General features: G+C 39.9%; 22 protein-coding genes and 1 riboswitch. Of the genes, 14 read left to right on the top strand and 8 right to left on the bottom strand.

What is annotated here, in order from left to right; genetic code table 11:
• Window positions 1-278: 278 nt before the first annotated feature.
• Window positions 279-1,262 carry an acrylyl-CoA reductase (NADPH) gene (gene acuI, locus FPK91_RS09490; RefSeq protein ID WP_144210806.1) on the top strand — a complete coding sequence of 328 codons (984 nt, stop codon included), beginning with the start codon at window positions 279-281 and terminating at the stop codon, window positions 1,260-1,262.
• A 211-nt stretch (window positions 1,263-1,473) separates the two neighbouring features.
• On the opposite strand, the gene FPK91_RS09485 is transcribed toward acuI, so the two are convergent.
• Both FPK91_RS09485 and FPK91_RS09480 read right to left on the bottom strand, forming a co-directional pair.
• Window positions 1,474-2,409 carry a LysR family transcriptional regulator gene (locus FPK91_RS09485; protein WP_144210804.1) on the bottom strand — a complete coding sequence of 312 codons (936 nt, stop codon included), beginning with the start codon at window positions 2,407-2,409 and terminating at the stop codon, window positions 1,474-1,476.
• 213 nt (window positions 2,410-2,622) lie between these two features.
• Window positions 2,623-3,507: an aspartate/glutamate racemase family protein gene (locus FPK91_RS09480; protein ID WP_144210802.1), complete on the bottom strand. Its 885-nt coding sequence runs from the start codon at window positions 3,505-3,507 to the stop codon at window positions 2,623-2,625.
• Between the two features lie 297 nt (window positions 3,508-3,804).
• Between FPK91_RS09480 and FPK91_RS09475 the strand changes: the two genes are divergently transcribed.
• Window positions 3,805-4,329 (top strand): DUF3087 family protein, encoded by a 525-nt coding sequence (locus FPK91_RS09475; RefSeq protein WP_144210800.1) that lies wholly within the window; start codon window positions 3,805-3,807, stop codon window positions 4,327-4,329.
• A 172-nt stretch (window positions 4,330-4,501) separates the two neighbouring features.
• On the opposite strand, the gene FPK91_RS09470 is transcribed toward FPK91_RS09475, so the two are convergent.
• On the bottom strand, window positions 4,502-4,924 hold the full coding sequence (locus tag FPK91_RS09470; protein ID WP_144210798.1) for an organic hydroperoxide resistance protein: 423 nt from the start codon (window positions 4,922-4,924) through the stop codon (window positions 4,502-4,504).
• Window positions 4,925-5,373: 449 nt separating this feature from the next.
• Between FPK91_RS09470 and FPK91_RS09465 the strand changes: the two genes are divergently transcribed.
• Window positions 5,374-6,003, top strand: coding sequence for a hypothetical protein (locus FPK91_RS09465; RefSeq protein ID WP_144210796.1), 630 nt, complete (start codon window positions 5,374-5,376; stop codon window positions 6,001-6,003).
• Window positions 6,004-6,126: 123 nt separating this feature from the next.
• Here FPK91_RS09465 and FPK91_RS09460 read toward each other — a convergent pair whose 3' ends face one another.
• Together FPK91_RS09460 and FPK91_RS09455 are read right to left on the bottom strand one after the other, a co-directional pair.
• Window positions 6,127-7,005: a TIGR03899 family protein gene (locus FPK91_RS09460; RefSeq protein WP_144210794.1), complete on the bottom strand. Its 879-nt coding sequence runs from the start codon at window positions 7,003-7,005 to the stop codon at window positions 6,127-6,129.
• A 50-nt stretch (window positions 7,006-7,055) separates the two neighbouring features.
• A complete protein-coding gene (locus FPK91_RS09455) occupies window positions 7,056-8,234 on the bottom strand; it encodes an MFS transporter (protein ID WP_144210792.1) in 1,179 nt (392 codons plus the stop codon).
• Between the two features lie 186 nt (window positions 8,235-8,420).
• On the opposite strand from FPK91_RS09455, the gene FPK91_RS09450 reads away from it, so the two are divergent.
• From FPK91_RS09450 to FPK91_RS09430, 5 genes are all read left to right on the top strand, one after another.
• On the top strand, window positions 8,421-9,845 hold the full coding sequence (locus FPK91_RS09450) for a porin family protein (protein WP_144210790.1): 1,425 nt from the start codon (window positions 8,421-8,423) through the stop codon (window positions 9,843-9,845).
• Between the two features lie 90 nt (window positions 9,846-9,935).
• Complete coding sequence (locus FPK91_RS09445) at window positions 9,936-11,096, top strand: imelysin family protein (protein WP_144210788.1); 1,161 nt, start codon at window positions 9,936-9,938, stop codon at window positions 11,094-11,096.
• 222 nt (window positions 11,097-11,318) lie between these two features.
• On the top strand, window positions 11,319-12,962 hold the full coding sequence (locus tag FPK91_RS09440) for a di-heme oxidoredictase family protein (RefSeq protein WP_405127347.1): 1,644 nt from the start codon (window positions 11,319-11,321) through the stop codon (window positions 12,960-12,962).
• A gap of 273 nt (window positions 12,963-13,235) precedes the next feature.
• Window positions 13,236-13,757, top strand: coding sequence for a menaquinone-dependent protoporphyrinogen IX dehydrogenase (gene hemG / locus FPK91_RS09435; protein ID WP_144210786.1), 522 nt, complete (start codon window positions 13,236-13,238; stop codon window positions 13,755-13,757).
• Window positions 13,758-13,903: 146 nt separating this feature from the next.
• Window positions 13,904-14,434: a cytochrome b/b6 domain-containing protein gene (locus FPK91_RS09430; protein ID WP_144210784.1), complete on the top strand. Its 531-nt coding sequence runs from the start codon at window positions 13,904-13,906 to the stop codon at window positions 14,432-14,434.
• 93 nt (window positions 14,435-14,527) lie between these two features.
• Here FPK91_RS09430 and FPK91_RS09425 read toward each other — a convergent pair whose 3' ends face one another.
• Together FPK91_RS09425 and FPK91_RS09420 are read right to left on the bottom strand one after the other, a co-directional pair.
• Window positions 14,528-15,199, bottom strand: coding sequence for a thiol:disulfide interchange protein DsbA/DsbL (locus FPK91_RS09425; protein WP_144214290.1), 672 nt, complete (start codon window positions 15,197-15,199; stop codon window positions 14,528-14,530).
• A 507-nt stretch (window positions 15,200-15,706) separates the two neighbouring features.
• Window positions 15,707-16,354, bottom strand: a complete 648-nt coding sequence (locus FPK91_RS09420) for a DNA-J related domain-containing protein (RefSeq protein ID WP_144210782.1) — start codon at window positions 16,352-16,354, stop codon at window positions 15,707-15,709.
• 281 nt (window positions 16,355-16,635) lie between these two features.
• Between FPK91_RS09420 and FPK91_RS09415 the strand changes: the two genes are divergently transcribed.
• The 6 genes from FPK91_RS09415 (at window position 16,636) to FPK91_RS09390 (ending at window position 23,903) form a co-directional block, all read left to right on the top strand.
• Complete coding sequence (locus tag FPK91_RS09415; protein ID WP_144210780.1) at window positions 16,636-17,202, top strand: phosphoribosyltransferase; 567 nt, start codon at window positions 16,636-16,638, stop codon at window positions 17,200-17,202.
• Between the two features lie 143 nt (window positions 17,203-17,345).
• A complete protein-coding gene (locus tag FPK91_RS09410) occupies window positions 17,346-19,286 on the top strand; it encodes a peptidase U32 family protein (RefSeq protein ID WP_144210778.1) in 1,941 nt (646 codons plus the stop codon).
• Window positions 19,287-19,366: 80 nt separating this feature from the next.
• Window positions 19,367-19,705 (top strand): DUF3622 domain-containing protein, encoded by a 339-nt coding sequence (locus tag FPK91_RS09405; RefSeq protein WP_144210776.1) that lies wholly within the window; start codon window positions 19,367-19,369, stop codon window positions 19,703-19,705.
• A gap of 176 nt (window positions 19,706-19,881) precedes the next feature.
• Window positions 19,882-20,472 carry a hypothetical protein gene (locus tag FPK91_RS09400; protein ID WP_144210774.1) on the top strand — a complete coding sequence of 197 codons (591 nt, stop codon included), beginning with the start codon at window positions 19,882-19,884 and terminating at the stop codon, window positions 20,470-20,472.
• Between the two features lie 162 nt (window positions 20,473-20,634).
• Window positions 20,635-20,858: riboswitch (cobalamin riboswitch) on the top strand.
• Window positions 20,859-20,982: 124 nt separating this feature from the next.
• Window positions 20,983-22,959 carry a TonB-dependent receptor gene (locus tag FPK91_RS09395; protein WP_144210772.1) on the top strand — a complete coding sequence of 659 codons (1,977 nt, stop codon included), beginning with the start codon at window positions 20,983-20,985 and terminating at the stop codon, window positions 22,957-22,959.
• 182 nt (window positions 22,960-23,141) lie between these two features.
• Window positions 23,142-23,903, top strand: coding sequence for an HDOD domain-containing protein (locus FPK91_RS09390; RefSeq protein ID WP_144210770.1), 762 nt, complete (start codon window positions 23,142-23,144; stop codon window positions 23,901-23,903).
• A gap of 74 nt (window positions 23,904-23,977) precedes the next feature.
• Here FPK91_RS09390 and FPK91_RS09385 read toward each other — a convergent pair whose 3' ends face one another.
• Window positions 23,978-24,889: a LysR family transcriptional regulator gene (locus FPK91_RS09385; protein ID WP_144210768.1), complete on the bottom strand. Its 912-nt coding sequence runs from the start codon at window positions 24,887-24,889 to the stop codon at window positions 23,978-23,980.
• Window positions 24,890-25,232 lie beyond the last annotated feature (343 nt).

Genomic DNA, 25,232 nt, shown 5'->3' with positions numbered 1-25,232 from the left:
GGTGTAAACACTATTTGTTGTCATGATAATACCTAGTATTGGTTTGGAGCGACAAGCCATTATTGAGTTTGTTTCATACAGCTAAAGTCGTGGTGATTTTTGAAACGCATAGTTTTGAAAGTCATAGCTTGTAACTCAGTAGTTGAAACTTATTACTTTAAACTTATTACTTTAAACAATCTGCATGCACGCGATGCATGAATCTTATGCAAAAAGTGCAGTATGTTCATGTTATTTTTTGGACTATGCTTTCCCTATCTTAAATGTAAGGATTCGCTATGTTTAACGCTCTCGTATTAACTCAAAATGATAAGCAAACTCATGCAGAAGTTCGTCAAATCAATGTATCAGATCTTCCTGAAGGCGAAGTGTTAGTTGATGTAAGTTATTCATCACTTAATTACAAAGACGGCTTAGCTGTGACTGGCGTCGGACGTATTATTCGACACTTTCCCATGGTGCCAGGAATTGATTTTGCGGGTGTGGTAAGTGAGTCTGCAGACCCTCGTTATAAAGTGGGTGATCAAGTTATTCTTACTGGCTGGGGCGTGGGTGAAAACCATTGGGGTGGCATGTCGCAAAAGGCGCGTGTAAAAGCCGATTGGTTAGTCCCTATGCCACAAGGTTGCGACGCCGCTAAAACAATGATGATTGGCACCGCAGGTTTAACCGCTATGTTGTGTGTGCAAGCATTACAACAAGCAGGCGTAAACCCAGAAAGTGGTGATGTACTGGTTACTGGGGCTAGTGGTGGTGTGGGTTCTGTTGCGGTGACGTTATTAGCGCAACTGGGGTATCGTGTGGTGGCAAGCTCTGGCCGTGTTGAAGAAAATGGCGAATTACTTAAGCAATTAGGCGCCAGCGATGTGATTGATCGCAGCGAGCTTGAACAAGACAGCCGTCCATTAGATAAGCAACGCTGGGCCGGTGTGGTTGATACCGTGGGTAACAAAGTTCTAGCGACAGCCTTAGCGCAAATCAATTATGGTGGTAGTGCTGCCATTTGTGGTTTAGCGGGTGGTCATCAATTACCGACGACTGTTATGCCGTTTATTTTACGTGGCGTTAATTTATTGGGTATTGATTCAGTGGCTTGTCCCTTTGAAAAACGTGTAAAAGCTTGGGAGCAGGTGTTAGCCATATTACCAGCAAGCTTTTATGATCAAGCATGTCAGACAGTAACATTAGATCAAGTTCCAGAATTTGCTCAGCAGATTATTAAAGGCAAAGTGACCGGTCGTGTACTGGTAAAATGTGATTAATGAAAATGCCATTAACTAAAGTCTGTTAAACGAATTCCATTAAGTGGCTTTAATAGCCACTTTCTTATTACTGTTTCTGTGACTCCTTATTGCTGTTTTACTCTCACTTTTCTTGCCTATCCCTAACTTGCTATCACCACTTACTACCATTACCTAAATATCATCACCTAAAGTTTATTAAATTAGAATTTTTAGATCAGCGATCTGACTACTATGATGAGGTGATATTTTTTGTCTCAAGTAGCGGCTTGATTAAATCCACTACTCGTTCTCTTAGCCAATGGTGGCCGCTGTCTAGTTCACAGCGAGCATGCCAAAACAAGTTGTAGTTTAGCGGTGCGATGACAAATGGTAATGGTTTGACTATTAAACGGTGTCTTGTGGCAGCAAGTTCAGCCATTCCTGCTGGTAGGGTGATGATTAAAGGGTGAAGGTCGAGTATTGCCAATGCACTATCTAAATTAGGGGTTCTTAACAGCTCTGTTCGCGGTGGGAACTGATCAATTGCCGAATCTACTATGGCTTTTACCCCATCGCTTATGGCAATGGTGGCATGGGGAAAGTGTAGATAATCTTCCATGGTGATGTTTGTGTCCGCCAATGGATGATCATTGGACACCAAGCAACTTACCCCAACGTGTCCTAGTGATTCTTGCTGTAGAGGTTCTGTTTGTCCTATCGCGCGGCAAATGGCCATATCCGCACCTTGTAAACTCAGTTGAGCTTGCAAATTTTGATGTTGCACAGGAATAACTTCGATGCGGATATGCGGAGCTAATTCATAGAGTTTAGGTAATACAAACGGTAGTAAACTTTGTATGGCAAAGTCAGTGGTCGCTATGGTGAATTTCTGCCGACATTCTTTGGCTATAAATGCTGTGGGGGTAAGTAGTTTTAATAACTGACCGGTAGGACCTTGCAACTGTTGGTAGCAATCCAGGGCATATTGAGTTGGGACTAATTGCTGCCCCACCCTTGAAAATAGTGGGTCATTGAGCATGTCTCGTAACCGGCTTAATATTCTGCTGGTGGCTGATTGGCTTAAATGAAGCCGTTTAGCTGCCTTTGTCACACTGCATTCCTCGACTAAAATTTGTAATGCAATCAGCAAACTCAGGTCTTGTCGGTAAATTTCTTCAAGTTCCATAAAATGTTAGCCAAGGTCGAAGTCGAATAATAGATATGATTAAACTATCACTTTGATGATGGGTTTTCTTGGTTATTTACATCCGCTTTTAGTCGGTTACTTTTGAATTTCCATAAAGGCTAAGCTAACAAAGCGAAGTCTTTATGGCTTATCAAAACTGCTTATCAATACCGTTAATTAGTACTGTATTGATAAGCTGTAAATTGATATTCACTATTGGGCTTTGCTTGCCTTAGCTGCAATGTACTCAACTGCTTTGTCATCGGTATCGAGTTGATGAACCGTCAGTGAGCTGCCAAGATTCTTTGCTGAATTTTCTGAGTACTTATCTTGTGCTCTTTTATAAAGTGAAACGACTCTGGCTGCCACAGCTTCCATTGGATCGATAAATGACATATCGGTAAATGAATTTTCTAATAAATTTCTCACTAAAGGAAGTTCAGTGCAACCCAATACAATAGTGTTAACGCCTTGGTCTTTCAATTTTTGAATGACTTCAGCAAGAAGGGGGACATTTTGTTCAAGTGTTCCAGATTTTATGCCATGCGGGGCACGAATATCTAAACCTGATGGGGTTTTCTTACCGGTTTTTTCTCCGTAAATAGCACTATGAACATCGCGCTCTTGTGTTTCTTGATCTGGTTTAAAGAATTTAATATCAGCCTGCTTTAAATAGGTATCATAAATACCGGAGTTATAAGTGCCTGTAGTACAAAGTACGCCGACTACTGCTTTTGGATTGTTTGCTTTGATTAAGTCAGTTGTTGCTTTAAGCATATCAACGAGATACACATCAGTTTGTTCTTGAACTCGTTCCCTGAAAAAATGTGCGGTGTTGCATGTCATCACTGCAAACTGCACATTATTTCGCTCGAGCAGTTTAACTGAAGCCAATATTTCAGGAACCGGATCAGTACCGCCTTCGTTTATCGCTTCTGAACGATCTGGAATATCGGGATTTTTTACTACAACCATCCCCATGTGGTCCTGATCTTTAAGGACGCCTTTTGAGATTTCTTCATTAATCACAATATGCTGGAATAAGGTATCTGCTTCTGGACCCATATTGCCAATTACACCAAATATAATGTTTTTCATTCTTCTCTCTATCGTTAATTGCAAATTTAGAGAGGATTTTAGGGTGTATTTTTACATTCGATAAATCACTTATGAATGATTGGGTGCATCAAAGTTGAATTAACTAGCATTATTGGGATCGCTTTCTATTTATTCTAATGCTCTGGTTCTAATGGCCTGATTTTAATGTTCCTAGTTTTAGAACTCAGATTTTGAGTCTATTTCGTTATTGAAATCTGTGAGAAACAAGGTTAATTGGCATACTTAAAAATATTAAAAGTGTAAAATGTCCCATAGTATTTTTTTCAAGGTTACAGCATGCAGTTAATGTCAGTTGAAAAGGTTCAGTATCGTAAACGTTTAAATGTGGTTTTGGTTTCGTTGGTTGCCAGTTTAGCTTTGTTATCGCTAGGATTTGGTACTCTGTTGATTGGCATTTTTGGCAATGATTCAGTAGTGAGTGGAGAGTCAACGGGACATTTTCACCTAAACCTTTTGGCAGTGATTTTAGCCGTAATAACCTGCAGTTTAGTGATGAATTTTTATAAAAATCATGACTATTTAAAAGAGATTTATTGGGTTTGGAAGTTAAAGCAATTACATAATCGTATATACAGAAAACTGGCAAAAATAAAACTTGCTGCAAGTGATAATGATCCAACAGCGCTAACCATTTTGCTTTTCTACTATACGACTCAAAAACAAGTGTTTGAGTTAGATAATAACACTCTAACTCTTGCAACGGTCCAAACAGATATCACAGCGGTTGAATCTCAAATTGCATCTTTAAACCTGTCTATCGGAGTTGATGATTTTTCTGAGACACTAGTTGATAACTTTTAGGTTATTGACGTACTTCTCGATAATTAATCATCAAAGCGAGCTCATATTGTTAGGCTAGTGAGTCATTGAAATAAGCGCCTTTGAGAGCGGTGAGTCGTGGAGATAAAAAAGCCAGTGTTGAATATGCAACACTGGCTTTTTAGATCTATCCTAAAACTTAAATCCACATTGATTAAAGCAGAATAAGCTCTACGCGAATGTTGCCTCTGGTCGCATTTGAATATGGGCAAACTTGATGCGCTTTTTCAATTAATGCTTGAGCTTCTGATTTGTCCATTCCTGGTAAATCAATGCGAAGTTCTACGTCAATAGCAAAACCGACACCTGCTGTGTTTGCACCAATTCCCACCGTTGCATTTACCGACAAATCCGAGCTGAGTACTTTTTTATCTTGTCCTGCAACAAACTTCATTGCGCCAATGAAACAAGCGGAATAACCCGCAGCAAAAAGTTGTTCTGGGTTAGTACCTTCACCGCCAGCGCCGCCTAATTCTTTTGGCGTGCTCAATTCAACTGATAATTTGTTGTCAGAAGATACAGAGCGTCCATCACGACCGCCGGTAGTTTTTGCTGATGCTGAGTAAATGATATCCATAGGTAACTCCTGAAAATAAAATTGATGTATGTCGTTTGTGATACAAACAATAGCTCACAATTAAATTGTGCGCAACTTAATTTATTCAAAGAATAGAAAGTTTATTTTTACTCCATTAATATTAATTGCTTATGACTTCATTTTAGGCAATAAACCATATAGTGAGATAGTAGAGATCAAAATCAGTAGCTGAAGCGTATTAATCGAGACAATAAGTTTTTGTATTTGCTTCTCTATGGCAAATACTTGTTATCAAGAACATTGTCATTAAAAAATTGTATTAATTATTATGACATTCGCGTTTATGCTGAATGAAGGCAAATATTTTGAATTATTTTTGATTGCAGATGATACAATTAAAGCCTTATTTTGATTGATAATTGTCCAAAAGTATTACGCATGTTATGGTTGTTACATCTTGTGTCAGGTTTTGGTGTTAAGGAATTGCGATGAGTACCACGTTAACAAAAGAAGAATTAGCCTGTTTTAGTGATTTATTCACTAAACAGCCTTCTGTTGTTAATGAAAACTCATCCAGTCAAACTGAAACTGTATCTGTCACAACCGAAATACCGGTAACGCTGGCTAAAATACTGGGTAAAACCCAAATGACGTTACTGGCTGAAATTAGCCATTATAGATTGTGGTTTCCACTTAATTTGAAAATGGATGAGCTTGGCCAGTTTGTACCGCAATTAGGCATTCCTGAAGTGGTCGATACTCGCGGTGCAGATCGTAGCTGGCGCATGAACGAATTAGATAATGTCAGAGTTATCGATTATCAAACCAACTTAGCCATTGAAGTGTTGTCGTTGTCGAGTACCGGGTTAACCTTGTACGCGCCGAACATCACAGAGTTTGATGAGCCTCGCTCAGGTCGATTGATTTTGTCGAAAGACATTAGCTTTTCAATTGAATACCAAAAGGTTCGCTCTGAAAATGGTGTCATTGCTGCAACCATTATCGTGGGTGATGAATCTAGAGAAACATTACGACAATTTTTGTTTTCAATGCATAAAACACAACATTCTAATTTGTATGAACATAAAAATGGCGAAGTGGATGTGGTGCCTTATTAAGTCAATCAGCTAGTTTAAGTGATTGATTTTATATTTAAAGTTAGTTGGTGATACCTTATTCTATATCGTTACTTCAGTGATAACTCACTCCACTTACATTCCTTCAGTGATAATTTCCTTTCACTAATCCACATTAAAATCTTTCTTTAGCAGCGCTGTTAATGCCTTTGCATAATCATTGTCTGCCTTGGGGTGGACTAACTGACTAAGCTCATCTCCTACAGGCGTAAAGCGATAGTAGCTAAACAGTAAGTTATTGGTTTTGGGTCTGATACTGATTTGATAATCAAGCATACTTAATTGAATTTTAGCGCCTTTGTCTAAAATTCCCGTTTCAAATTCACTACCATGGAGTATGCCAGCGTCGACTAGTGTGAGTACACTTGAATAAGGTAAACCAAACTTAGAAAGGCCAACATTGACGTTGGTGACTTTCCTAAAGTACTGCTGAAACCCGCCTTGTATTCTATAGCCACTGAGCAATTTATAACGGCTTTCTGTATTCATTTTTATAGACATGCCCAATGCTTTTTCAAGTACCTGAGCTTCTCTTTGGGTAAGTTGTTTCAGAGTTGCGAGTGTTCGTAAGCTGAACTTTCCTGGCTTAACAATCTCACTGGCCAAAATTCTTGCCCATAAATCTTGCATTCTGCGGGTGTTAATTTGCTCTGCCATCTGGAAAAATTGGTAACTCCAGTCGGGATCTAAATCTTCGCCTGTGACATCTGATGGCGTATAAGTGAGCGCGAGTGCAAAAATGGTTTCTAGATTAAGTTGATGTTGGGAGAGATTTTTTCTTAACCTAAACTCTGCTCGTTCTGCGATGGATGCATTCGAAGGTCGATAATCTTCTTCACTGGCTAAGCCGAGTACTCGACCCAGTAATAAGGCCTTTTTACGGGCCGAAGCTTTGGGACCTGACTCATTACTTTTAGTTACAGACTGACTAGAGGCGCTAGTAGTCGAGTGTTCTTCGGATTGGGTTGAATGCTTATCAGCCATAGGTTTATTCTTTATCAGTGAGCAATATTCTGTTTAATTCAAGCTTACAGCTACTTGGTATTAAAACCCCAATTGGTTTCTGTTCCGGGCTTGGGTGAAGACGGAATATTTAACGCGAGTATTAAAGAGCATACCGCAAAAATGACCCCAATAATAAATACCCATTGCGGTGAACTTAGCCAGAGTATCCCTAATAGGGCTGGAATAATAACTGCTGCAATATGATTAATAGTAAAACTAACCGACATACTTGCAGCAATATCTTTTGGATCGGCTATTTTTTGAAAGTAGGTTTTCATGGCAATGGCCATAGCAAATAATAGATGGTCAATAACATACAAAGCAGCGGCGATGTCGGCATGTTCAACCACGGCATAGCTCGCAAATACAATAATTAAACCAAGGTATTCAATCACCAAAGCATTGCGTTCACCTATACGGCCTATAAAGCGGCCAATGGCAGGCGCAAACAATAGATTAACCACATAGTTAATTAAAAAGAGCGCTGTTATTTGAGAGACAGAATAACCGAACTTCTCAACCATCATAAAACCTGCAAAAACCATGAATATTTGACGTCTGGCACCCGACAAAAACGTTAGTGCGTAATACAGCCAGTAACGTTTTCTAATAATCAGCTTTTTATGTTGGGGCTCGGTAATGGAAAATTTGGGGTAATAAACACTCATCATCACCACGGCGGTAAAGCCTAAACCCCCGATGATGGCATACATCCAAATATAATCGAGCTTGAGCCAGGTCATAATCAACCAAATGCTGCCATAACCCAGTAACGCAGCTGCTGAGCGCCACGCTAACGCTTTACCTAAAAACTCTGCGGTTTTAGCTTTATCAACCCATTGCAAGGTAAGCGACTGATTAACCGTTTCAAAGTAGTGAAAGCCAATCGACATCAAAACCGTGGTCATATACAGGCCTAATACGCTTGGAAAAAAACCTGTAATGGCTATTCCTATGGATAAAACGGCGAGTGAAAGTAGGGCAAACGTTTGCTCTCGAATTAACAACAATACAAAAATTGCAGTAAAAGCTAAAAAGCCTGGTACTTCTCGTAAGCTTTGCAGCATTCCTATCTCAGCACCGGTAAAAGCAGCTTTTTCGATAACAAAGTTATTGAGCAATGCCTGCCATACGGCGAAAACCATCGACATGACGAATGTCATCCAAAGTAAAAATTGCTGTGGATTTTTATCTGTAACTGCGCGCATTGATGTCACTTTTCTTTATATTTCAGGGTTAATTTTATAGTTACACAGTTTGGTTTATTTCGCTAAGTGTAAATACATTGTAAATGAGGTTGCAAAAAATAATGTAAATTTTAATGCAAATGATTCTCATTTGGTATATCGTGTCGCAATATTAACAAATCAAGTGCAAATATTGCGGAGAATGAGATGAGCAAAAAGTTAACGCTGTTGGCAGTATCAATCGCCAGTGTTATTGGTTTTGGGGCGACAGCCAATGTCAGTGCAGCTACTTCGGCTGACGATTTAGCCAAAGCTATCGCAAAACAAGAAGCTGAAATTGCAACACTAAAACAGCAATTACAGGAGCTTGCACAGCAACAGTCCGAGCAGTTAGCCTCTCAAAAGCAGATTGAAATTGCACAGCAGAAGCAAAGTGTTGCCGTAACAGAAGTCAGCGACACCGTTGTCGCTGCTGCAGATCGTTACAGTAAATTCTCATTTAAATCCTATGGCACTGCTAATTTCACCAGTGATGAATATTTTGATAACGTCCAGGATACGTCGCCAGAAAGACGAAATCGTTTTGATCTTGAGCGTATCGTTACCGAATTTGGATACCAGTTCACTGATGAGTGGAGCATGGAAGTTGAAATCGAATACGAACATGGCGGCACTGGCGCAGCACTTGAGTACGATGGTTTTGATGAGTTCGGTGAGTTTGAAACTGAAACTGAAGCGGGTGGTGAAGTCTTAGTTGAAAAAGCTGAGATTCGTTATCGTCCGAGCGATGCATTCGGGGTTAAGTTCGGTAACATTCATTTGCCAATAGGCCTTTCAAGCACCCTGCATAAGCCAAACCAATACTTAACCGTTCTTCGCCATAAAAGTGAAGCCGCGATGATCCCTGCGGTTTGGAATGAAAATGGTATTGGTGTTTACGGTGAGATAGCTGATTTTCATTATCAAGCACAAGTTGTCAGTGGTCTTAACTCTGAGTATTTCAGAACGTATGACTGGGTTGCTTCAGGACATCAGAAACGTTTTGAGCATGTTAATGCCGATGACTTAGCGTTTGCTGGCCGAGTTGATTATGGCAATTTCAAAACCGGTAGTGCTGTTGGTGTGTCTTATTACTATGGCAATACCAGTGGTAACCGTAATAAAAGTAACAAGTTAAATGTTGATGGCAGCTTAAGTATTGTCACAGTGGCAGGTGCATTTGTTGAAGGTCCATGGGTTTTACGTGGCCAATATATGTATGGCACCTTAAGTGATAGCGATGCGATTACACAAGCTAACAAAACCACCCCTGGTTTACGTCCTGGTAACTTTGCCCAGCTAGGGTCTAAGTCTCAATCTTTCTTTGTTGAAGCTGGCTTTAAATTAAATGACTACATTGATATTCCAATGACTGTCTTTGCCAACATCGATTACTCAAATCCGTTAATGGAAGTAGAAAGTGGTGCTGCAACTCAGCGTTATGAAAATACCTGGAGCAGTATCGGCGTGAACTATTTCCCCATCCCTGAAATTGTCATTAAAGCTGAAGGCGGTTTACAGCAAGTTGCTGTTGCCAGCATTCCTGATACTAATTTCTTTGCCCTCGGTGTGGGTTATCAGTTCTCGCTATAAGTAGCAGATCAAATCTAAACAAGTTTGTTTTACTAAATGAAATACTGAAAGTTTCAGTGAAAAATATTATTGATTTAAATGGAGTTTTACATGAATTTTAAGTACACAGCAATTTCATTCGCGCTAGTAGGGACCCTTTCAGCTTGTGGTGGTTCAGGTTCTGACGCTGAAGTTGTAACACCAGTAGTACCAGAAACAGGGTTTACTTTTGTTGCAACGGATTTGATCACCAATCTAACTGATGATGTCATTGTCGCTGGTTATTCTGCGCTAGCAGCAGAAGGTGATGCATTATTATTGGCGACTCAAGCATTGTTAAATTCAACGTCTCAAGCAGATTTAACGGCTGCTCAAGAAGCATGGAAGGCTGCCCGTAAACCTTGGGAGCAAGGTGAGTCGCACATCTTTGGTCCTGTTGATTCAATGAGTATCGATCCACATTTAGATAGCTGGCCGTTAAATACCACTGACTTACAAACTCAGTTAGCCATCGGTAGTGGTTTTGATGCTGAAACCATTAAAGGCTGGAACGATGACGTTCAAGGTTTCCATACCATGGAATATCTACTATTTGGTGACGGCGTTAATGACAACACTAAATTGATTGCTGAATTGACTGTGGCTGAACGTGAATACGTTATTGCACTCGCTGAAGTATTTCGTGATTACACTGCACAGTTAGATGATGCATGGCAGGTTTCTCATAACCCACAAGATGCCAATGCATTGCCATATGCTGATTTACTAAAAGCACCAGGTTCAGATAACAATGCTATTTACTCATCAGAATTAGCGGTTATTGAAGAGTTAGTGAATGGCATGATTGGTATTGTTGATGAAGTGGGTAATGGCAAAATTGCTGATCCATTTGGTGATTCACTGACTACTGCTGATACCTCTAAAGTTGAGTCGCAGTACTCTTGGAACTCACTAACGGATTTCGCCGATAACATTCAAGGTGTCCGTAATGTTTATCATGGTGAGTTTACTGGTAGTGCAGATAAGCAAGGCATTATTGATTTTGTTGCTGCAGCTGACAGTGCACTTTCAATTCGCATCGCAAGTGAAATTGATGATGCTATCTTGAAAATTCAAGCCATTGCAGGTGCTGATGACATGCCTTTCCGTCAAGCCATTTTAGATGAAACTGGCCGTGAGCGTGTTGCTACTGCTGTTACCGCATTAGGTAAGCTACAAACTTCGTTAGAGTCAGACGTTATCCCATTACTATCTGACTGGAATGCTCAATAATTCAGAGCGTTGTTAAGTACGGCTGTTAATGGACATTGCTCTACCTTGTCATAGGTAGAGCAATTCTTTAAGGCCATAGCTTTACTTTATTTTTATAAAGCTCAGATATAAAAGCACTTATATAACAAACAGACAAAAAGTCGACCAATAGAGTGTGGCATGTCTGTCTTCGTTCAAATCTTAAATTGTCTGTGTATTGGATAATGACTTCAGAGTGTGAAAATGATGAATAAGAACCCCAAATTATCGATATTATCTCTATCACTAGTGAGTACCATTTTATTGTCAGGCTGTGGTGGTAGCGGTGATGATGAACCTACCGTAACGCCGCCAACAGTGACTCCACCAACAGTGACATATCCAACCTTTACCGATATCGACGCTTCAGGCGGTGATACCACGACTTTTGATGCGAGTAATTCTGGTCACGGTTTTTCAACACCTGCGCCGAACTTATCAGATGAAAGTTTAGCGCATCACCTTGAAGGTGATGCCAATTTTGAAATATCATTTACTACCGCTCCTAACACTGAGCACCCAGAGCTAGATGGCCTAGGTCCAGTATTCAATAATGCTGATTGTAATTCTTGTCATCAGCGAGATGGTCGTAATTCAACACCATTCTTAGGTGCGGGTGAAACCCGTGTAAAACTGGGTTCTGATGCAGGGATCTTTCTACGTATCAGTAAAGCGCCAGATGAAGAGTGCGTCCTCCAAACTGCTGCAAATGATTACTGCGCTCCTATTGCCGTGCCTGATTTCGGCGGCCAGTTATTTCACCGCGGTGTACTGAAAGCCCGTGCTGATTGGGAAAATAATGCCTTTGGTGGCCAAGCTGATGTGTATTTATCCTATGAAAAAACCACTATCACTTATGATGATGGTCGTGAAATTATCTTGAAAAAGCCAATTTTTGCGGTTGAAAATCCTTATGATGCGCCAGGGGAAACAAAGCAAAGTGCTAACGTGACATCTAATTTGTTACAAGACGATGTACTTATGGGCTGGCGAAATGGTATGCCTGTATTTGGCTTGGGTTTATTAGAAGCCATTCCAGAAGCTGACATATTGGCTAACGCTGATGCTGATGATGCCAACAATGATGGTATTTCTGGCCGTGCAAACTGGGTGTTTGATGCGATAAAAGCACAGAATGGCAATATTGATCCTGTTTCAATGGGGCGTTTTGGCTGGAAAGCCAATACGCCAAGTGTAAGAGTGCAGTCATTAGGCGCTTTACGTGGTGATATTGGTATTACTAATCCGCTGTTCCCTGATGAAAGTATTGTTGGCACCAGTTTGCATGATTCTTACTTAGCTCGAACTGGTTATGTTGATATTGGCAGCGATGAGAATGGTGCCCCCGAAGCTGATGCCGCTTTTAGTGATGCCGTAGTCTTCTACGCTGAAACCCTAGCGGTACCTGCAAGGCGTAATGTTAGTGATGATAATGTGCGTGAAGGGGCAAGGTTATTTGAGCAGGTTAACTGTACAGGATGCCACACCCCTAGCTTTACCACGCAAACTGCCGGTGATATCGGTGGTACGCCAATGGATGATTCGTTAAAAGGACAATTGATTTATCCGTTTACCGACATGCTTCTGCATGGCATGGGTGAAGAACTTGCTGATGGTCGTCCAGACTTTCTTGCTAACGGTAATGAGTGGAAAACGCGTCCATTATGGGGCCTTGGTTTAACACAAACTGTAAATCCACAAGCTGGTTTTTTACATGATGGCCGCGCTGCAACCGTTGAAGAGGCTATTTTATGGCATGGCGGCGAAGCGAAAGATAGCAAAGACGAATTTATGACGTTGTCGCAGACTGAACGTGATCAGCTGGTGGCATTTTTAATGTCATTGTAATGGTCAAGAATAAAGAATGTTGATGAGCGTAAGGATTATATCGTGAGTACGAATATGATTTAGTGGTTATATTGCTCATTCAAATTTTTACAAAATGACAAATGATAAGTGGATGAACCGAAAGGTTTATCCACTTTTTTGTGAGCAACGCAAAACTCTTGATTATTAATGGGTGTTTGTACTGGTTTGTCGTGATCTTATCCATGTAATTATGCTGGTGTTTCAACTAAGATAAAGCTAATAAGAGTTAGCTTTATCAATTTAGAGGTGAGCGTGAGTAACATTTTAATTATTTATTCAACTGTCCACGGTCAAACCCGTAAGATTTGTGATTACATGCAGCAAAAGCTTATCGCAGCGGGTAACACAGTTACTTTAGCGGCGTTACAAGATAAGCCTGACATTGCCGCATTTGATAAAGTGTTTATCGGCGCCAGTATTCGTCATGGTAAGCACAGAGCTGAGTTGTATACGTTTACTGCGAGCAATAAAGCGGTACTCGATAGTAAACCCAATGGTTTTTTCTCAGTGAGTTTAGTTGCTAGAAAACCGGGTAAGAATACCCCTGATACCAACATGTATATGCAAGCCTTTTTGAAACAAAGTGAATGGCAACCCAAAGTGCTTGAAGTGTTTGGTGGCAATTTAGATTATCAAGGTTACGGTCCGATGGATCGTAATATCATTCGCTTTATTATGTGGATGACCAAAGGACCTACCGATCCTAATACTCAGGTTGAGTATACCGATTGGGAAAAGGTCGATGCCTATGTTGCGCAAATAGACGCAGCGTAACGATTATCTAATGAAGCCAATATGATGATGTTGGCCTCAATGTTTATTGACTTACATATCGACTCGCATATCGAATAACTTATCGATGAATTTTATATCCAGCTGTCATCACTGTGAGTTCGATGCCGTAAGAGGAAAGTAAAGAAATGAGTCAAAAATTGTCCACTTTTGTTCGGGCTATTGCTGAGAAACTGCACGTTATAGTGATTACTTTAAGTGTATTTTTAGTGGTCACTAGCCCATGGATTATTATTGGTCGACGTTTACGCTCTAATGCTAGCATTTGGGATAACTTACATGTCTACGTGGGGTTGATCGCTGCGGTATTCGGTTTATTATTTTTAATTAAAAATGTATTAAATAGCCATTGGCGTCAGTTTTTCCCGTGGCTAAGTTTAGATTTTTCTCAGTGTGTAGATGAAATAAAACAGCTAAAGCACGGCAAGTTACCGAGTTCTGGCGGTAAAGGTATTTTTAGTGTTGTTGAAGGTATTGGTCTGGTATTGATGGCTTTAGTGAGTATTACTGGCATTGTGTGGTTTATGACGCAGGGCAGTAGTGATGCATTAGTATGGCGTAAGTATCATATTTTATTTGCCCAAGGTTTTGTCGGCTTCTTGGCTATACATATTGTGTTCGCTATGTTCCACATTATCGATATGGTACGTAATTCATAAACTCATGAATTTAAAAAAGCCCGACTTTATCGCTAAAGTCGGGCTTTTTAATGTCTTAAAGGTGCGTATAGCGCCTTTGACTGAATGAGTTACTTACTTTTTTTCTAACGCTAAGTAGTTCATTACTTCAGTTAAGTCACCTAAAGTGCTCATTTCGTTCATGTTGATTGCGTACTTATCGTTAACGATAAAAGTCGGTACGCTTTGTACTTGGAACATGACTTGCTGTTGACGCCATAATGCTAGCTTTTTATCTGTAGCTGCACTGTCTGCTATTTTGTCATAGGCAGCACTATCAATGCCGTGGGCAGCAAAGACTTTTTTGATATCGTCACGGCTGCTAATTTCAGGTTCGTCATGGCTATGACCTGGCGCGCTATGGTCGTGATGACCGCCTTCGCCTTGAATAGCCTGGAACATTGCAGTGTTTAAGACTTTGGCATTGCCCACTTCATGAATAACAGCTAAAGAACGCATCACTTCTGTACCAATGTCGCTATTCATAAAGTCAACGTGCTTAGTTTCAAAGTTAATATCTTGATTTAAGCCGCTTTTAATTTCTGGTAAGTAACGGGTTTCCATGTTGTAGCAGTTATGGCAGTAGAAAGAGAAAAATTCAGAAATCTTAGGTTCACTAGATGCTGGAGCATCAGAAATTTGCGTGTAATGCTGACCTTCAACAAACCTAGACGGAGTTTCAACAACTTTTTCAACAGTGATTTCAGCAGGTTTATCAGCAGGTTTGCCACATCCTGTTAGAGCCATTGTGAATGCAGTAACTGCCATAGTGAATGCAATATGTTTAATCTTAATCATTTCAGCCTCAATAAAAGTATCGTGTTACTCGCTGTTGTAGCGGATAAACCTTAAAATAAAGTTAATTAAGGCAAAGCTTAATTTCCTTAATGTTAACAAGAATTATGAACTAAACGATTAATTATTGCAGGGTTAAATCTGTGATGTGATACTGCTTTCTTGTAAAAAAAGGCTCAGTCAATTGAGGTATTATACCAATTGCATTAAATACTTGTTCATTCAGAGTAATGAACATCGCTTTAGGTAAGTCAGTAGATTGTGACTAATCGTCATTTTATCTCCAAAGCCTAATACCTTGCATAACGTGGTGTTAAAACCGCACAAAGTGAGCTTTGTTAATTCCAATGCACTTTTGCATTGCTGTTTAGATAGGAAAACCATTTCCTCAGCCAAGCGCCTTACATTCAAAACGCTTAGATACCTCTAAAGTGAGCCCATAGTTTATAACATGGCTATTTAACCCGCTTTTGCCCGCAGAGTTTGCCATGCTTCGCAGACTCGACGAAATTTTTCACTGTCGCCATTTTTTCGATCGGGGTGCCATTGAAGTGCAAGCTTACGCCATTGTCGGCGGATATCCTTATTGGTTGCAGTAGCATCCAGTTCAAATACGTTTAACGCGCTATGATCGTGCATGAGGTGTTGATCGCTACCGATATGATGTTGATATCGGCTCCAAAATGACTCAAGCATATCTTTGACGACATTTGCACAGGTATCGTAATGTTGCCAATCAAGGTAATACTCCCTTAATGGGGCATCATTGGCTTGCTGTAATGCCATATCATTGGGTAATAATCTAAATATCTGTATATCCATGGCTTGCACTTGTAGCCATTGATTGGGCAGTAATAAGGCTTGTAATTCAAATAGCGCATTCATCAATAGGAAATTGCGTTTAAATAAGTCTTTTTGGGGATCGGGGTCTAAATCGTGCATTAAGCCTTTATTTTGCAGCTCGGTGGCTAAATGATGCACTTTCCAGCTTTTGCAGGAGGTTTGCAGTAAGGTTAGTAATGACCAAATCAGCGGGTTATCGCTTTGTAGCGATAACTGCTCAGCGTCATTTTGTTGTTGAAAAGATGTTTGGTTAGCAGCAAGCATAAGTCGGTGTCGCTATGAAATCGGCTTTGAATTTACTATGCCACACCAAGTAATGGTGTCAATGAACATTATTTAAGCAATAATACTTTGAGTGCTAATTTAGACTCAGCTTTAGGCTTAGCTTTGGTCTGAGCTATGCGCTGATCAGAAGCTTATGGCTTTTATGATCAGTTATTAGCGTTATTTGATAACAAATATGACTAATGTTCACATTCCTCACAGACAAGTTACCCACAATTGGTATAAAATCCGCCGCAATAAAATAATAGGGGCCCAATCCAATGACAGATAAACATTATATTAGTGCACAACAACTGCTTGAAGATTCATTCAAACTTGCTGCACAAGTCTACGATAGTGGTTTTAGACCACAATTTATTGTTGGGATCTGGCGTGGTGGTGCTCCAATTGGTATTGCTGTTCAAGAGTTTTATGATTTCAAAAATGTTGAGACTGACCATATTGCAGTAAGAACGTCATCTTATTATGGTATTGGTACTGATAAGCAAAGTAAGAAAATCAAAGTTCATGGTTTGCACTACATTATTGAAAATGCCAATGCTGATGATGGTTTGTTAATTGTTGATGACGTGTTTGATTCGGGCCGCAGTGTTGATGCGCTGATTGATAAACTGCAAAAGTTCATGCGTAAGAATATCCCTACAGATATCCGCGTTGCTTGTCCTTATTACAAACCAAAGAATACCGCGGTAGATTTAACACCGGATTATTATATTCATGAGTCTGAAGAGTGGTTGGTTTTCCCTCACGAAGTCTCAGGATTAAACCCTCAGGAAATCCTTGAAGGTAAAACAGATTTTAAGAATATTCAGCATTTGTTTAAGTAAATGCATCGAGATTGATTATTTTTTGCTAAACTAGCAAATCAACAGTGCGTCAAGAGAGTGCCTAACACGTGGTTATTGTCCGTGTTTATTTCACCTTCTTGATGCATTTTTTATTATTACTCTGAAAAAGATAGTTATCCGTTATGAGCCCTGTTGAGATATTTTCCCCACAGCAAACCATTAAAGAGCCACTTAAAGCTCCGTCGCTAAATAAAAAGCAACTGGAGTTACTCGCTCCTGCTAAAAATGCCGATTATGGAATTGAAGCTATTCGTCATGGTGCAGATGCTGTTTATATAGGTGGTCCAGCATTTGGTGCCAGGCATAATGCCGGTAATAGTGTGGAAGATATTGCGCGGTTGGCTGAATTTGCTCATCGTTATCATGCTCAAGTATTCGTTGCGTTAAATACGATTTTAATGGATGACGAAATTGCCAAAGCCCAGGCTTTAATCTGGGAGTTGTATGAAGCGGGTGTTGATGCATTAATCATCCAGGATATGGGATTATTGCAGTTAGATTTACCGCCAATAGCGTTGCATGCAAGTACCCAGATGGACAATCGTACCCCTGAAAAAGCGGTATTTTTAGAGCAAGTGGGTTTTTCACAAGTGGTATTGGCTCGTGAGTTGAACTTGCCACAAATTCAAGAAATCGCATCAAGTACCCAACTTAAGCTTGAGTACTTTGTTCATGGTGCATTATGTGTCAGTTATAGCGGTTTGTGTAATATCAGCCATGCATTTTCAAATCGCAGTGCTAACCGCGGTGAATGTTCGCAAATGTGCCGTTTGCCATGTGACTTATCGACCCGTGATGGCGAAGTATTAGCTGAGAATCAGCATTTATTGTCACTTAAAGACAATAACCAAACTGAGAATTTAGAAGCATTAATTGATGCCGGTGTTACGTCGTTTAAAGTTGAAGGCCGTTTAAAAGACATTAGCTATCTTAAAAACGTGACCGCACATTACCGTCAGCAATTAGATGCCATTATTGATCGCCGTAGCGATCTAGAATCAATGTCCCATGGCCGCAGCGAGTTTACTTTCACGCCCGATCCTGAAAAAAGCTTTAATCGTGGTAAGACTGATTACTTTATCAATCAACGAACTGAGCAAATTGAGCACTTTAGCTCACCTAAATATATTGGTGAAAAAGTCGGGGTGATTACCAAAGTTGGTCGTGACTTTATTAAAGTCGATAGCAGTAAAGCGGGTAAAACCATTGAATTTAATAATGGTGATGGCTTGTGCTTCTTTATTGATGGTTATCAAAAACAACGTTTGTCAGATAATAAAACCAAAGGTCTTAGGGTTAATCGCTCTGATGGTAATACTTTGTATTTGACTGATGTTTCTAAAGATTTGACAGTGGGTGTGGAGTTATTCAGAAACTTCGATCATCAATTTGATGCTGTGCTATCAAAGGATTCTGCAACACGTAAAATTGTTGTAGACATGAGATTGGCAGATACAGAGCAGGGCATATCATTGACGATCAGTGATAAGCATACTCATTCAGTCACTGTCGAGCTTGAATGGGCTAAAGAGGCTGCAAAAGATTACGCTAAAGCTGATACGAGTCTGCGAACGCAACTCGGTAAACTGGGCAATAGTGATTATCAATTGCAGCAGTTAACGATTGATTGTGCAAACCGCTGGTTTTTACCTGCATCAGTCATTAACGGTTTACGTCGAGATGCCATTACGGCGTTTGACATTGCTAGAGTGGATGGCTATCAACGCCCTTTACGCGCTGAGCATGATAAAACGGCGCGTTTTCCGCAAAAGTATTTAAGCTTTTTATCCAATGTGGCCAATGACAAGTCTCGTGAGTTTTACGAGCAACATGGTGTTGTTCAAATTGAAGACACTTATGAAAAGAATCAAGTATTAACCGATGCGCCATTAATGGTGACTAAGCATTGCCTGCGTTATAGCTTTAATTTATGCCCTAAAGAAGTTGAAGGTATTAAAGCTGACCCAATGGTGCTCGATATTGGCAAAGACCGCTTAAAACTGGTCTTCGATTGCCTAAAATGTGAAATGATGATCGTTGGATCAAATCAATTAGTAAAGTAATACTGTGAACTCACAATGTTACTCAATAACCTCTATCACGCGCAGTGCGTGGCGATAAAATTTGTAGGAAGAAGTACAACATGATTAAAGCAAAAAAATATGATTTTAGAGTAAAGCAAGTTGGTACAACTTGGAAAACTGAAATCACTCGTCGTATGACTGCCACTAAGACTATTGTGTCTAAAAGTCATGACGGATTTGCATCAGAAGCAGAAGCAGAAGCCTGGGGTAAGCAAGAACTTCCTGCTTTTCTAGCGACTCAAGCTGAGCGTAATAAACGTAAAACAGAGAAGCACATCAAAGCGAAATCAATCGCTGATGCAATCGCTGCTGAAGCGTTAACTGATGAAGCTGAAATAATTTCAGATGAAGATAAAGAAATAGATTCATCTGAAAGTGCTGATAACCTTGAAGGTTAAGCGTTAAAATACTACAGTAATGCAACAATTTGGTGACACAGTTTGCCGTATTCATATTTGAATTAACTAAACTTCACCTTTCAGCACCAAATACCAAGGATGAATTAGGTATGAAAGCTTGCTTTACGATAATAATATTTTCAGGGCTGTTGTTATTAGGCCCTGGGAATAAAGTAATGGCCAAAGAGCCACAGTCGTATTTAAATTCCATAACAAATCAATCCGATGACGATAGTGATGCTCAAAAAAGAGAGCTGTCTATATTTTCTAAAACGGTTTCTTTTGAACTTCCTGTAGGTTGGGATATGGCATTTAATTCTTCTAAAGGACAAATGTTTAAAGCAGAGTTTGTACCTGCTGGTGAAACCTTAAATGATTGGTCTGATTTATTTTGCATTCAAGGCTTTGAAGGCTTATCAGATAATATTCAAGCCGATCAGTTTTTGAATGATTTTGCCAAAACCTATAAAGATACCTGCCAAGGTGAAGTGATTTATGATCAACTTGGTATGACTCAAATTGGCGGCCAGGAAGCGTATCATGGCATCATCGGCTGTACTGTTATGGCGAATTTTTTACAAACTCGTGGCAGCGGAAAACAACAAGGTGAGATTGGCTATTACGCGGTAATTAAAGGTTCTGAAGATTTGTACCTATTGCATAAATCAATGCGTGGACACGTATTTAATGAACAATCTGCACCATTGAAGTCAGCTAATCATCGTCAATTCATGTCAAATATCCAACAGTTACGATTCCAGCAATAATGCTTTTGTTGTCGTACTAAGCAGTCATATTATTCAAGCGTTGTTATCGCGAGTTGAATAATATGATTGATAACCTTTCTTTATATCTAAAAGTATCAAAATCACGTTATAATATGGTTAATTGTTATATGGGCTGATTATGATCAGTGGTAATGATTCCAATTTATAGTCAATTTACAGTGGTGCCTGTGAATAACATCACGGGATAATCGGGAAACTAGTGCAAATCTAGTGCTGCCCCCGCAACGGTAATGGTGAGAACTGAGTGCGTTAAATGATCCTGTTGATACTTATATCAACGGGCCTTAACGTTAAAAATTCATGTTCGTCAGTAGCTTTGCTACTTTAACCTGAGTCCGGAGACCGGCCCTGTGAGTGATTTTGAGATTTCGGTGGGCAGATCTCGAAATGTAGTTTATTGCTAGTCACGTTATCATTTCTACATGGTAAGGCTAGTTTGATGGGCTGCGACAAATATGCCCCATTTTTCCTTTCAGGAGTTAAAGGTAAATGGGTACAAATCCAACGAAAATCGCATCTGCACTGAGCCTTATATTAGGTCTTGCAGCCTCAACAACATCTGTTGCTTACGCTGACACCACTCAAGATACGTCTGCTAATGCAGAGGTCGAAACCATTGTGGTTATTGGCCGTCAAGATGCAAGTCCGCTTAATATTGCTGCAAACGTTAATGTCATCGATCAGGTTGATATTCAGCTCAGTGGTGCAGTTAGCCTTACTGAATTATTGCGCTCTCAAGCAGGGATCCAAGTGTCTGATAATAACTCAGGTACGACATTTTCAATGCGCGGCTTTTCTGCTTCACAAGCTGCCAGTAATACATTGATTTTGATTGATGGTCGCCGCTTAAACAATATTGATATTGCAGCACCTAGCATTAATGCAGTGCCGTTAAATCAAGTTGAGCGTGTTGAAATCTTGTCGGGTAGTGCAGGTGTGCTTTATGGCGATCAAGCTGTTGGCGGTGTGATAAATATTATTACTAAGGCCCCGAATAAAGAGGGCGGTGGATTACAACTGAGTGCTGGTAGTTTTGATACCTATGAAGCTAAAGGTGATATCTCAGGGTTAATTAATGATAATTGGCATTACTACTTTGCGGGTAGTTATAATCAAAGTGATAATTATCGTGATAATAACGAAAGCGAAACGGCTTCTGTTTTAGGTCGGTTACAATACCAAACTGACATAGAAAACTTCTTTGTTGAAGTTAATTATTTTGATAATGATCGCCAGGCGCCTGGTGCGTTAACATTAGCGCAGTATCAAGACGATCCGACGCAAGCAGCCCCCTATACCGATGATGACTATGTGCATGAAATGACCACAGCACTTCGCAGTGGTTATGAATACCAGCTAACCAAAGAATGGGCATTAGCGGCAGACTTAAACTATTCAGATACCCTAACGACTAACTTTCTTTGGGGAAGTGCAGGTCGCATTGAGCGAAGCTTATTAAGCTTTTCTCCTAAAGCCACTGCTAATTATCAAGTCGATAATGGCGATTTAGATATCGTTGCTGGTGTTGATTTAAGTGTCGGTGAGGCGGACTTTGATCTTGCTTTTACTCAACGTAATAACGAACAAAAAGTCGCCAGTGTGTATGTGCAAGCTTCTGTTCCTTTAACGCAGTCATTATCCTATGTAGTCGGTGGTCGCTATTCTAATGTGACTGATGATTTGTTCGATCAAACCCTATATCCAAACCGTGTAGATTTAGATAATAATGCCCATGCATTTGAACTGGGTTTAAATTATCGTCCAAGCCTTGAAAATCGTTTCTATATTCGCGCTAATGATAACTTCCGTTTTGCCAAAGTCGATGAGCAAGCTTATACCCCTGTTACCACCATTGGTCTAGATCCTCAAACCGGCCGTTCTTATGAAGCGGGTTGGGATTGGACAACGACAACGCAAAATTTCAAATTAAATTTTTATCGTTTAGATTTAGAAGATGAGATCGTTTATGACGGTGGGCGTACTGATGGCCCACAGGGAGGCGGTGCTAACGTGAACGCTGATGCATCAACTCGTTATGGTGCTAACGCGGCTTATGACGTTCAAATAGCATCTGACTGGCTGTTAGGCGCATCATACGATTACATTGATGCTGAATTTACCGAAGGTGAGAACGAAGGCAAAGCGCTTTCTTGGGTTGCTGAGCATAATGCTCGTGCCTATGTAAGTTATGACATAGCCCAAGAGTGGCAAATTTTCGTTGAAGGTATTTATACTGGTGAGCGATATATTGAAGGCGATAATGCCAATGTCGATCCTAAGCTATCAAGCTATGTATTAGCGAACTTAGCGATTAACTATACCCGTAATGAGTGGACTGCCAGTTTACGTGCTGACAACTTACTAGATAAAGATTATGTTAGTGCTGGATATTATTCAGCTTGGGGTAATGGTTACTATTCTGGTAATGGTCGTTCTATTCGTCTAACAGCAGGTTATCGTTTCTGATTTTTTGAACTATTTTGAATTAACAATTTTTGTTGTATAGACAAATACACTAAAAACACCAACGCCGACAATTCACTTGTCGGCTTTTTGTTGTAAATAATATTAATAACTTGACCTCAATACAGCTTATGTGGATAAATTCGTTAATCAAAAAATAGAATTAAAAAGGGAAGCATCGCTATATGACCTACCTTGAGCAGCAAGTGTTCACTCAAGTCAAAGCTATTATTGGCAACGAAGAACAAGTCATTGGCCGGCGCGGTATTTTGATCCCTTTAAAAAAAGCGTTGATTAACGAGGCTGATATCAGAATAGTTATTGATATTATTGCCACAGATCCAGCCCTTGCTGGTCATTTGCTTTTACGCAGTAATACTGCCCAAGCGGCGGGTATTATCGCGACTAAGAGTCGTAGCATTAAAGATGCCCTTATTCGCTTAGGCCACGTGAACATCTACCGCTATGCATTTTCATTTTATTTGAAAGAACGCCTAGATGAGTTAGCTGAACCTTACAATAAGCTTGTTAAGGGGTATTGGGCGTTAACAGAGTGTATTGCTACAGATGCCGTTCAACATTTACGTGATCTTGAGGGCGATAATCAAGGGATTAATATCGATGCTGATGAGGTGCAAACCTTGGCATTGTTCAGTGTATTTGGTCAGGTGATTACCTTAAGTGCTTTTGCATTTTTAAATGCTGAATCAGAAAAGACGATAGCATTGCAGGTGATCAAAAAGTTGATAGATACCCAACAACAAAGTTTGTCTGTTGAAGCGTTTGAAGCGCTGGGTTTAGATGATGAATTACGTAATGAATTTATGATAGCCCATAATCTTAAGCAATCTACTAATCCTAATTCTTCAGGGCTATTGCTGCGATCTGTATTGGCAAAACGTAATGTGTTAATCAATCCACTAGATGATTCAAGTCAGTATTATTAATGATATTGAGTTTTTTAGATTTAAAAAGCCACTAAGTTAGTGGCTTTTTTGATGGCTTAAAAGTTGAAACATGATTAATGCTTTTGACTTAATCGTTGTAATTTTAACCCTTCAGCAGCGACTAACGTTAACCACTTTTGAATCAAGTTAGTGTTAGATGCATTGCGGCGATAGGCGGCAAATAATGGTCTTTTTAATCCTTCACTGCCCAGTTTTATCGAGCTAAGGTTGAGCCCGTGGCCTTCATTAATTGACCAACTTGGTAGCGCGGCAACACCATCATTACAGGCGATTCGTTGCAGTAACATTGCCGTTAAGTCACACTGTTTTTGCTCTCCAGCTTCAACACCAGCTGGCTCTAAAAAATGCTTATAAATATCGAGGCGCTGTAAAGGCACTGGATAGGTTATCAGTGTTTGTTTGGCCAATTGTTCAGGTTTAATGAATTGCTCTTTCGATAGCGCATGATCATTTGAAACAACCAGTTTTACTTCAAAATCGAATAAATGTTGATAGGCAAGAGCATGGCCTGGAACAGGATCGGAAGTCAGTACAATATCAAGATCGCCAAGCTCCAACGCATTCAGTGAATCAAATAGGTGACGGCTAGATAAATCGATACGACCATCAGGTGCGATTTGTTTAAAAGCCTCTGTTACGGGCATTAACCAGCGAAAGCAGCTATGACATTCAATGCCTAATTTTAACGACTGCTCTTCACCATCTAAACCTTTTTTAAGGTCTGATTCGGTCAGCATCACTTTCGGCAAGATCTCTTCTGCCAAATTAAGCAGTCGAGCGCCTTCTTGTGTAAAAGATAAAGGTTTGCTCTTTCGAATAAAAATCGACGAATTAATGCGTGTTTCTAATTCTTTAATTTGATGAGATAGCGCTGACTGAGTTACAAAGCGCTTTTTAGCAGCGCCAGCAAGGCTTCCACTTTCTTTAAGTGCCATCAGAGTTCGAAGGTGTCTCAGCTCTATCATATTATCCTCACATGAATTTTGCTCAACTTACGGGTGAAATCAATTCGATTGCTTAGGACAAGACTAACACAATAAACTTCTAGACGTCCAGACGCCTATGTAATTAATTTACGAGAATGTGTGATTGATGTTAATTTTTTGATGTTTTTGATGTGAAAATTACAGTTTATGTTTCGCAATAATAGCTTAACAGTGTGGTTAAAATATGGATTTGATAAATATTGCCGTGGTGAAGTGAGCCAATCATTGCTACTAGAGTAGGGTTTTTAGCTAACAGTGCACCTTGGCGTTCGTATTCGCATGAGCTGTAAGGATATTCTTGCGTTAAGTTTTTTAGACCGCT

Source organism: Shewanella donghaensis (genome assembly GCF_007567505.1).
Lineage (GTDB): Bacteria > Pseudomonadota > Gammaproteobacteria > Enterobacterales > Shewanellaceae > Shewanella > Shewanella donghaensis.
Note: the sequence above shows the minus strand (reverse complement) of the source record. Positions and strands in the feature narration are given on the sequence as shown.

Bases quoted from the DNA above. Each gene is read 5' to 3' on its own strand.
- FPK91_RS09410 (WP_144210778.1), top strand. From the start codon at position 17,346: ATGAGCCCTGTTGAGATATTTTCCCCACAGCAAACCATTAAAGAGCCA.
- FPK91_RS09430 (WP_144210784.1), top strand. From the start codon at position 13,904: ATGAGTCAAAAATTGTCCACTTTTGTTCGGGCTATTGCTGAGAAACTG.
- FPK91_RS09405 (WP_144210776.1), top strand. From the start codon at position 19,367: ATGATTAAAGCAAAAAAATATGATTTTAGAGTAAAGCAAGTTGGTACA.
- FPK91_RS09420 (WP_144210782.1), bottom strand. From the start codon at position 16,354: ATGCTTGCTGCTAACCAAACATCTTTTCAACAACAAAATGACGCTGAG.
- FPK91_RS09425 (WP_144214290.1), bottom strand. From the start codon at position 15,199: ATGGCTCTAACAGGATGTGGCAAACCTGCTGATAAACCTGCTGAAATC.
- FPK91_RS09470 (WP_144210798.1), bottom strand. From the start codon at position 4,924: ATGGATATCATTTACTCAGCATCAGCAAAAACTACCGGCGGTCGTGAT.
- FPK91_RS09400 (WP_144210774.1), top strand. From the start codon at position 19,882: ATGGCCAAAGAGCCACAGTCGTATTTAAATTCCATAACAAATCAATCC.
- acuI (WP_144210806.1), top strand. From the start codon at position 279: ATGTTTAACGCTCTCGTATTAACTCAAAATGATAAGCAAACTCATGCA.
- FPK91_RS09480 (WP_144210802.1), bottom strand. From the start codon at position 3,507: ATGAAAAACATTATATTTGGTGTAATTGGCAATATGGGTCCAGAAGCA.
- FPK91_RS09450 (WP_144210790.1), top strand. From the start codon at position 8,421: ATGAGCAAAAAGTTAACGCTGTTGGCAGTATCAATCGCCAGTGTTATT.
- FPK91_RS09455 (WP_144210792.1), bottom strand. From the start codon at position 8,234: ATGCGCGCAGTTACAGATAAAAATCCACAGCAATTTTTACTTTGGATG.
- FPK91_RS09385 (WP_144210768.1), bottom strand. From the start codon at position 24,889: ATGATAGAGCTGAGACACCTTCGAACTCTGATGGCACTTAAAGAAAGT.
- FPK91_RS09445 (WP_144210788.1), top strand. From the start codon at position 9,936: ATGAATTTTAAGTACACAGCAATTTCATTCGCGCTAGTAGGGACCCTT.
- FPK91_RS09465 (WP_144210796.1), top strand. From the start codon at position 5,374: ATGAGTACCACGTTAACAAAAGAAGAATTAGCCTGTTTTAGTGATTTA.
- FPK91_RS09460 (WP_144210794.1), bottom strand. From the start codon at position 7,005: ATGGCTGATAAGCATTCAACCCAATCCGAAGAACACTCGACTACTAGC.
- FPK91_RS09475 (WP_144210800.1), top strand. From the start codon at position 3,805: ATGCAGTTAATGTCAGTTGAAAAGGTTCAGTATCGTAAACGTTTAAAT.
- FPK91_RS09390 (WP_144210770.1), top strand. From the start codon at position 23,142: ATGACCTACCTTGAGCAGCAAGTGTTCACTCAAGTCAAAGCTATTATT.
- FPK91_RS09485 (WP_144210804.1), bottom strand. From the start codon at position 2,409: ATGGAACTTGAAGAAATTTACCGACAAGACCTGAGTTTGCTGATTGCA.
- FPK91_RS09395 (WP_144210772.1), top strand. From the start codon at position 20,983: ATGGGTACAAATCCAACGAAAATCGCATCTGCACTGAGCCTTATATTA.
- FPK91_RS09415 (WP_144210780.1), top strand. From the start codon at position 16,636: ATGACAGATAAACATTATATTAGTGCACAACAACTGCTTGAAGATTCA.
- FPK91_RS09440 (WP_405127347.1), top strand. From the start codon at position 11,319: ATGATGAATAAGAACCCCAAATTATCGATATTATCTCTATCACTAGTG.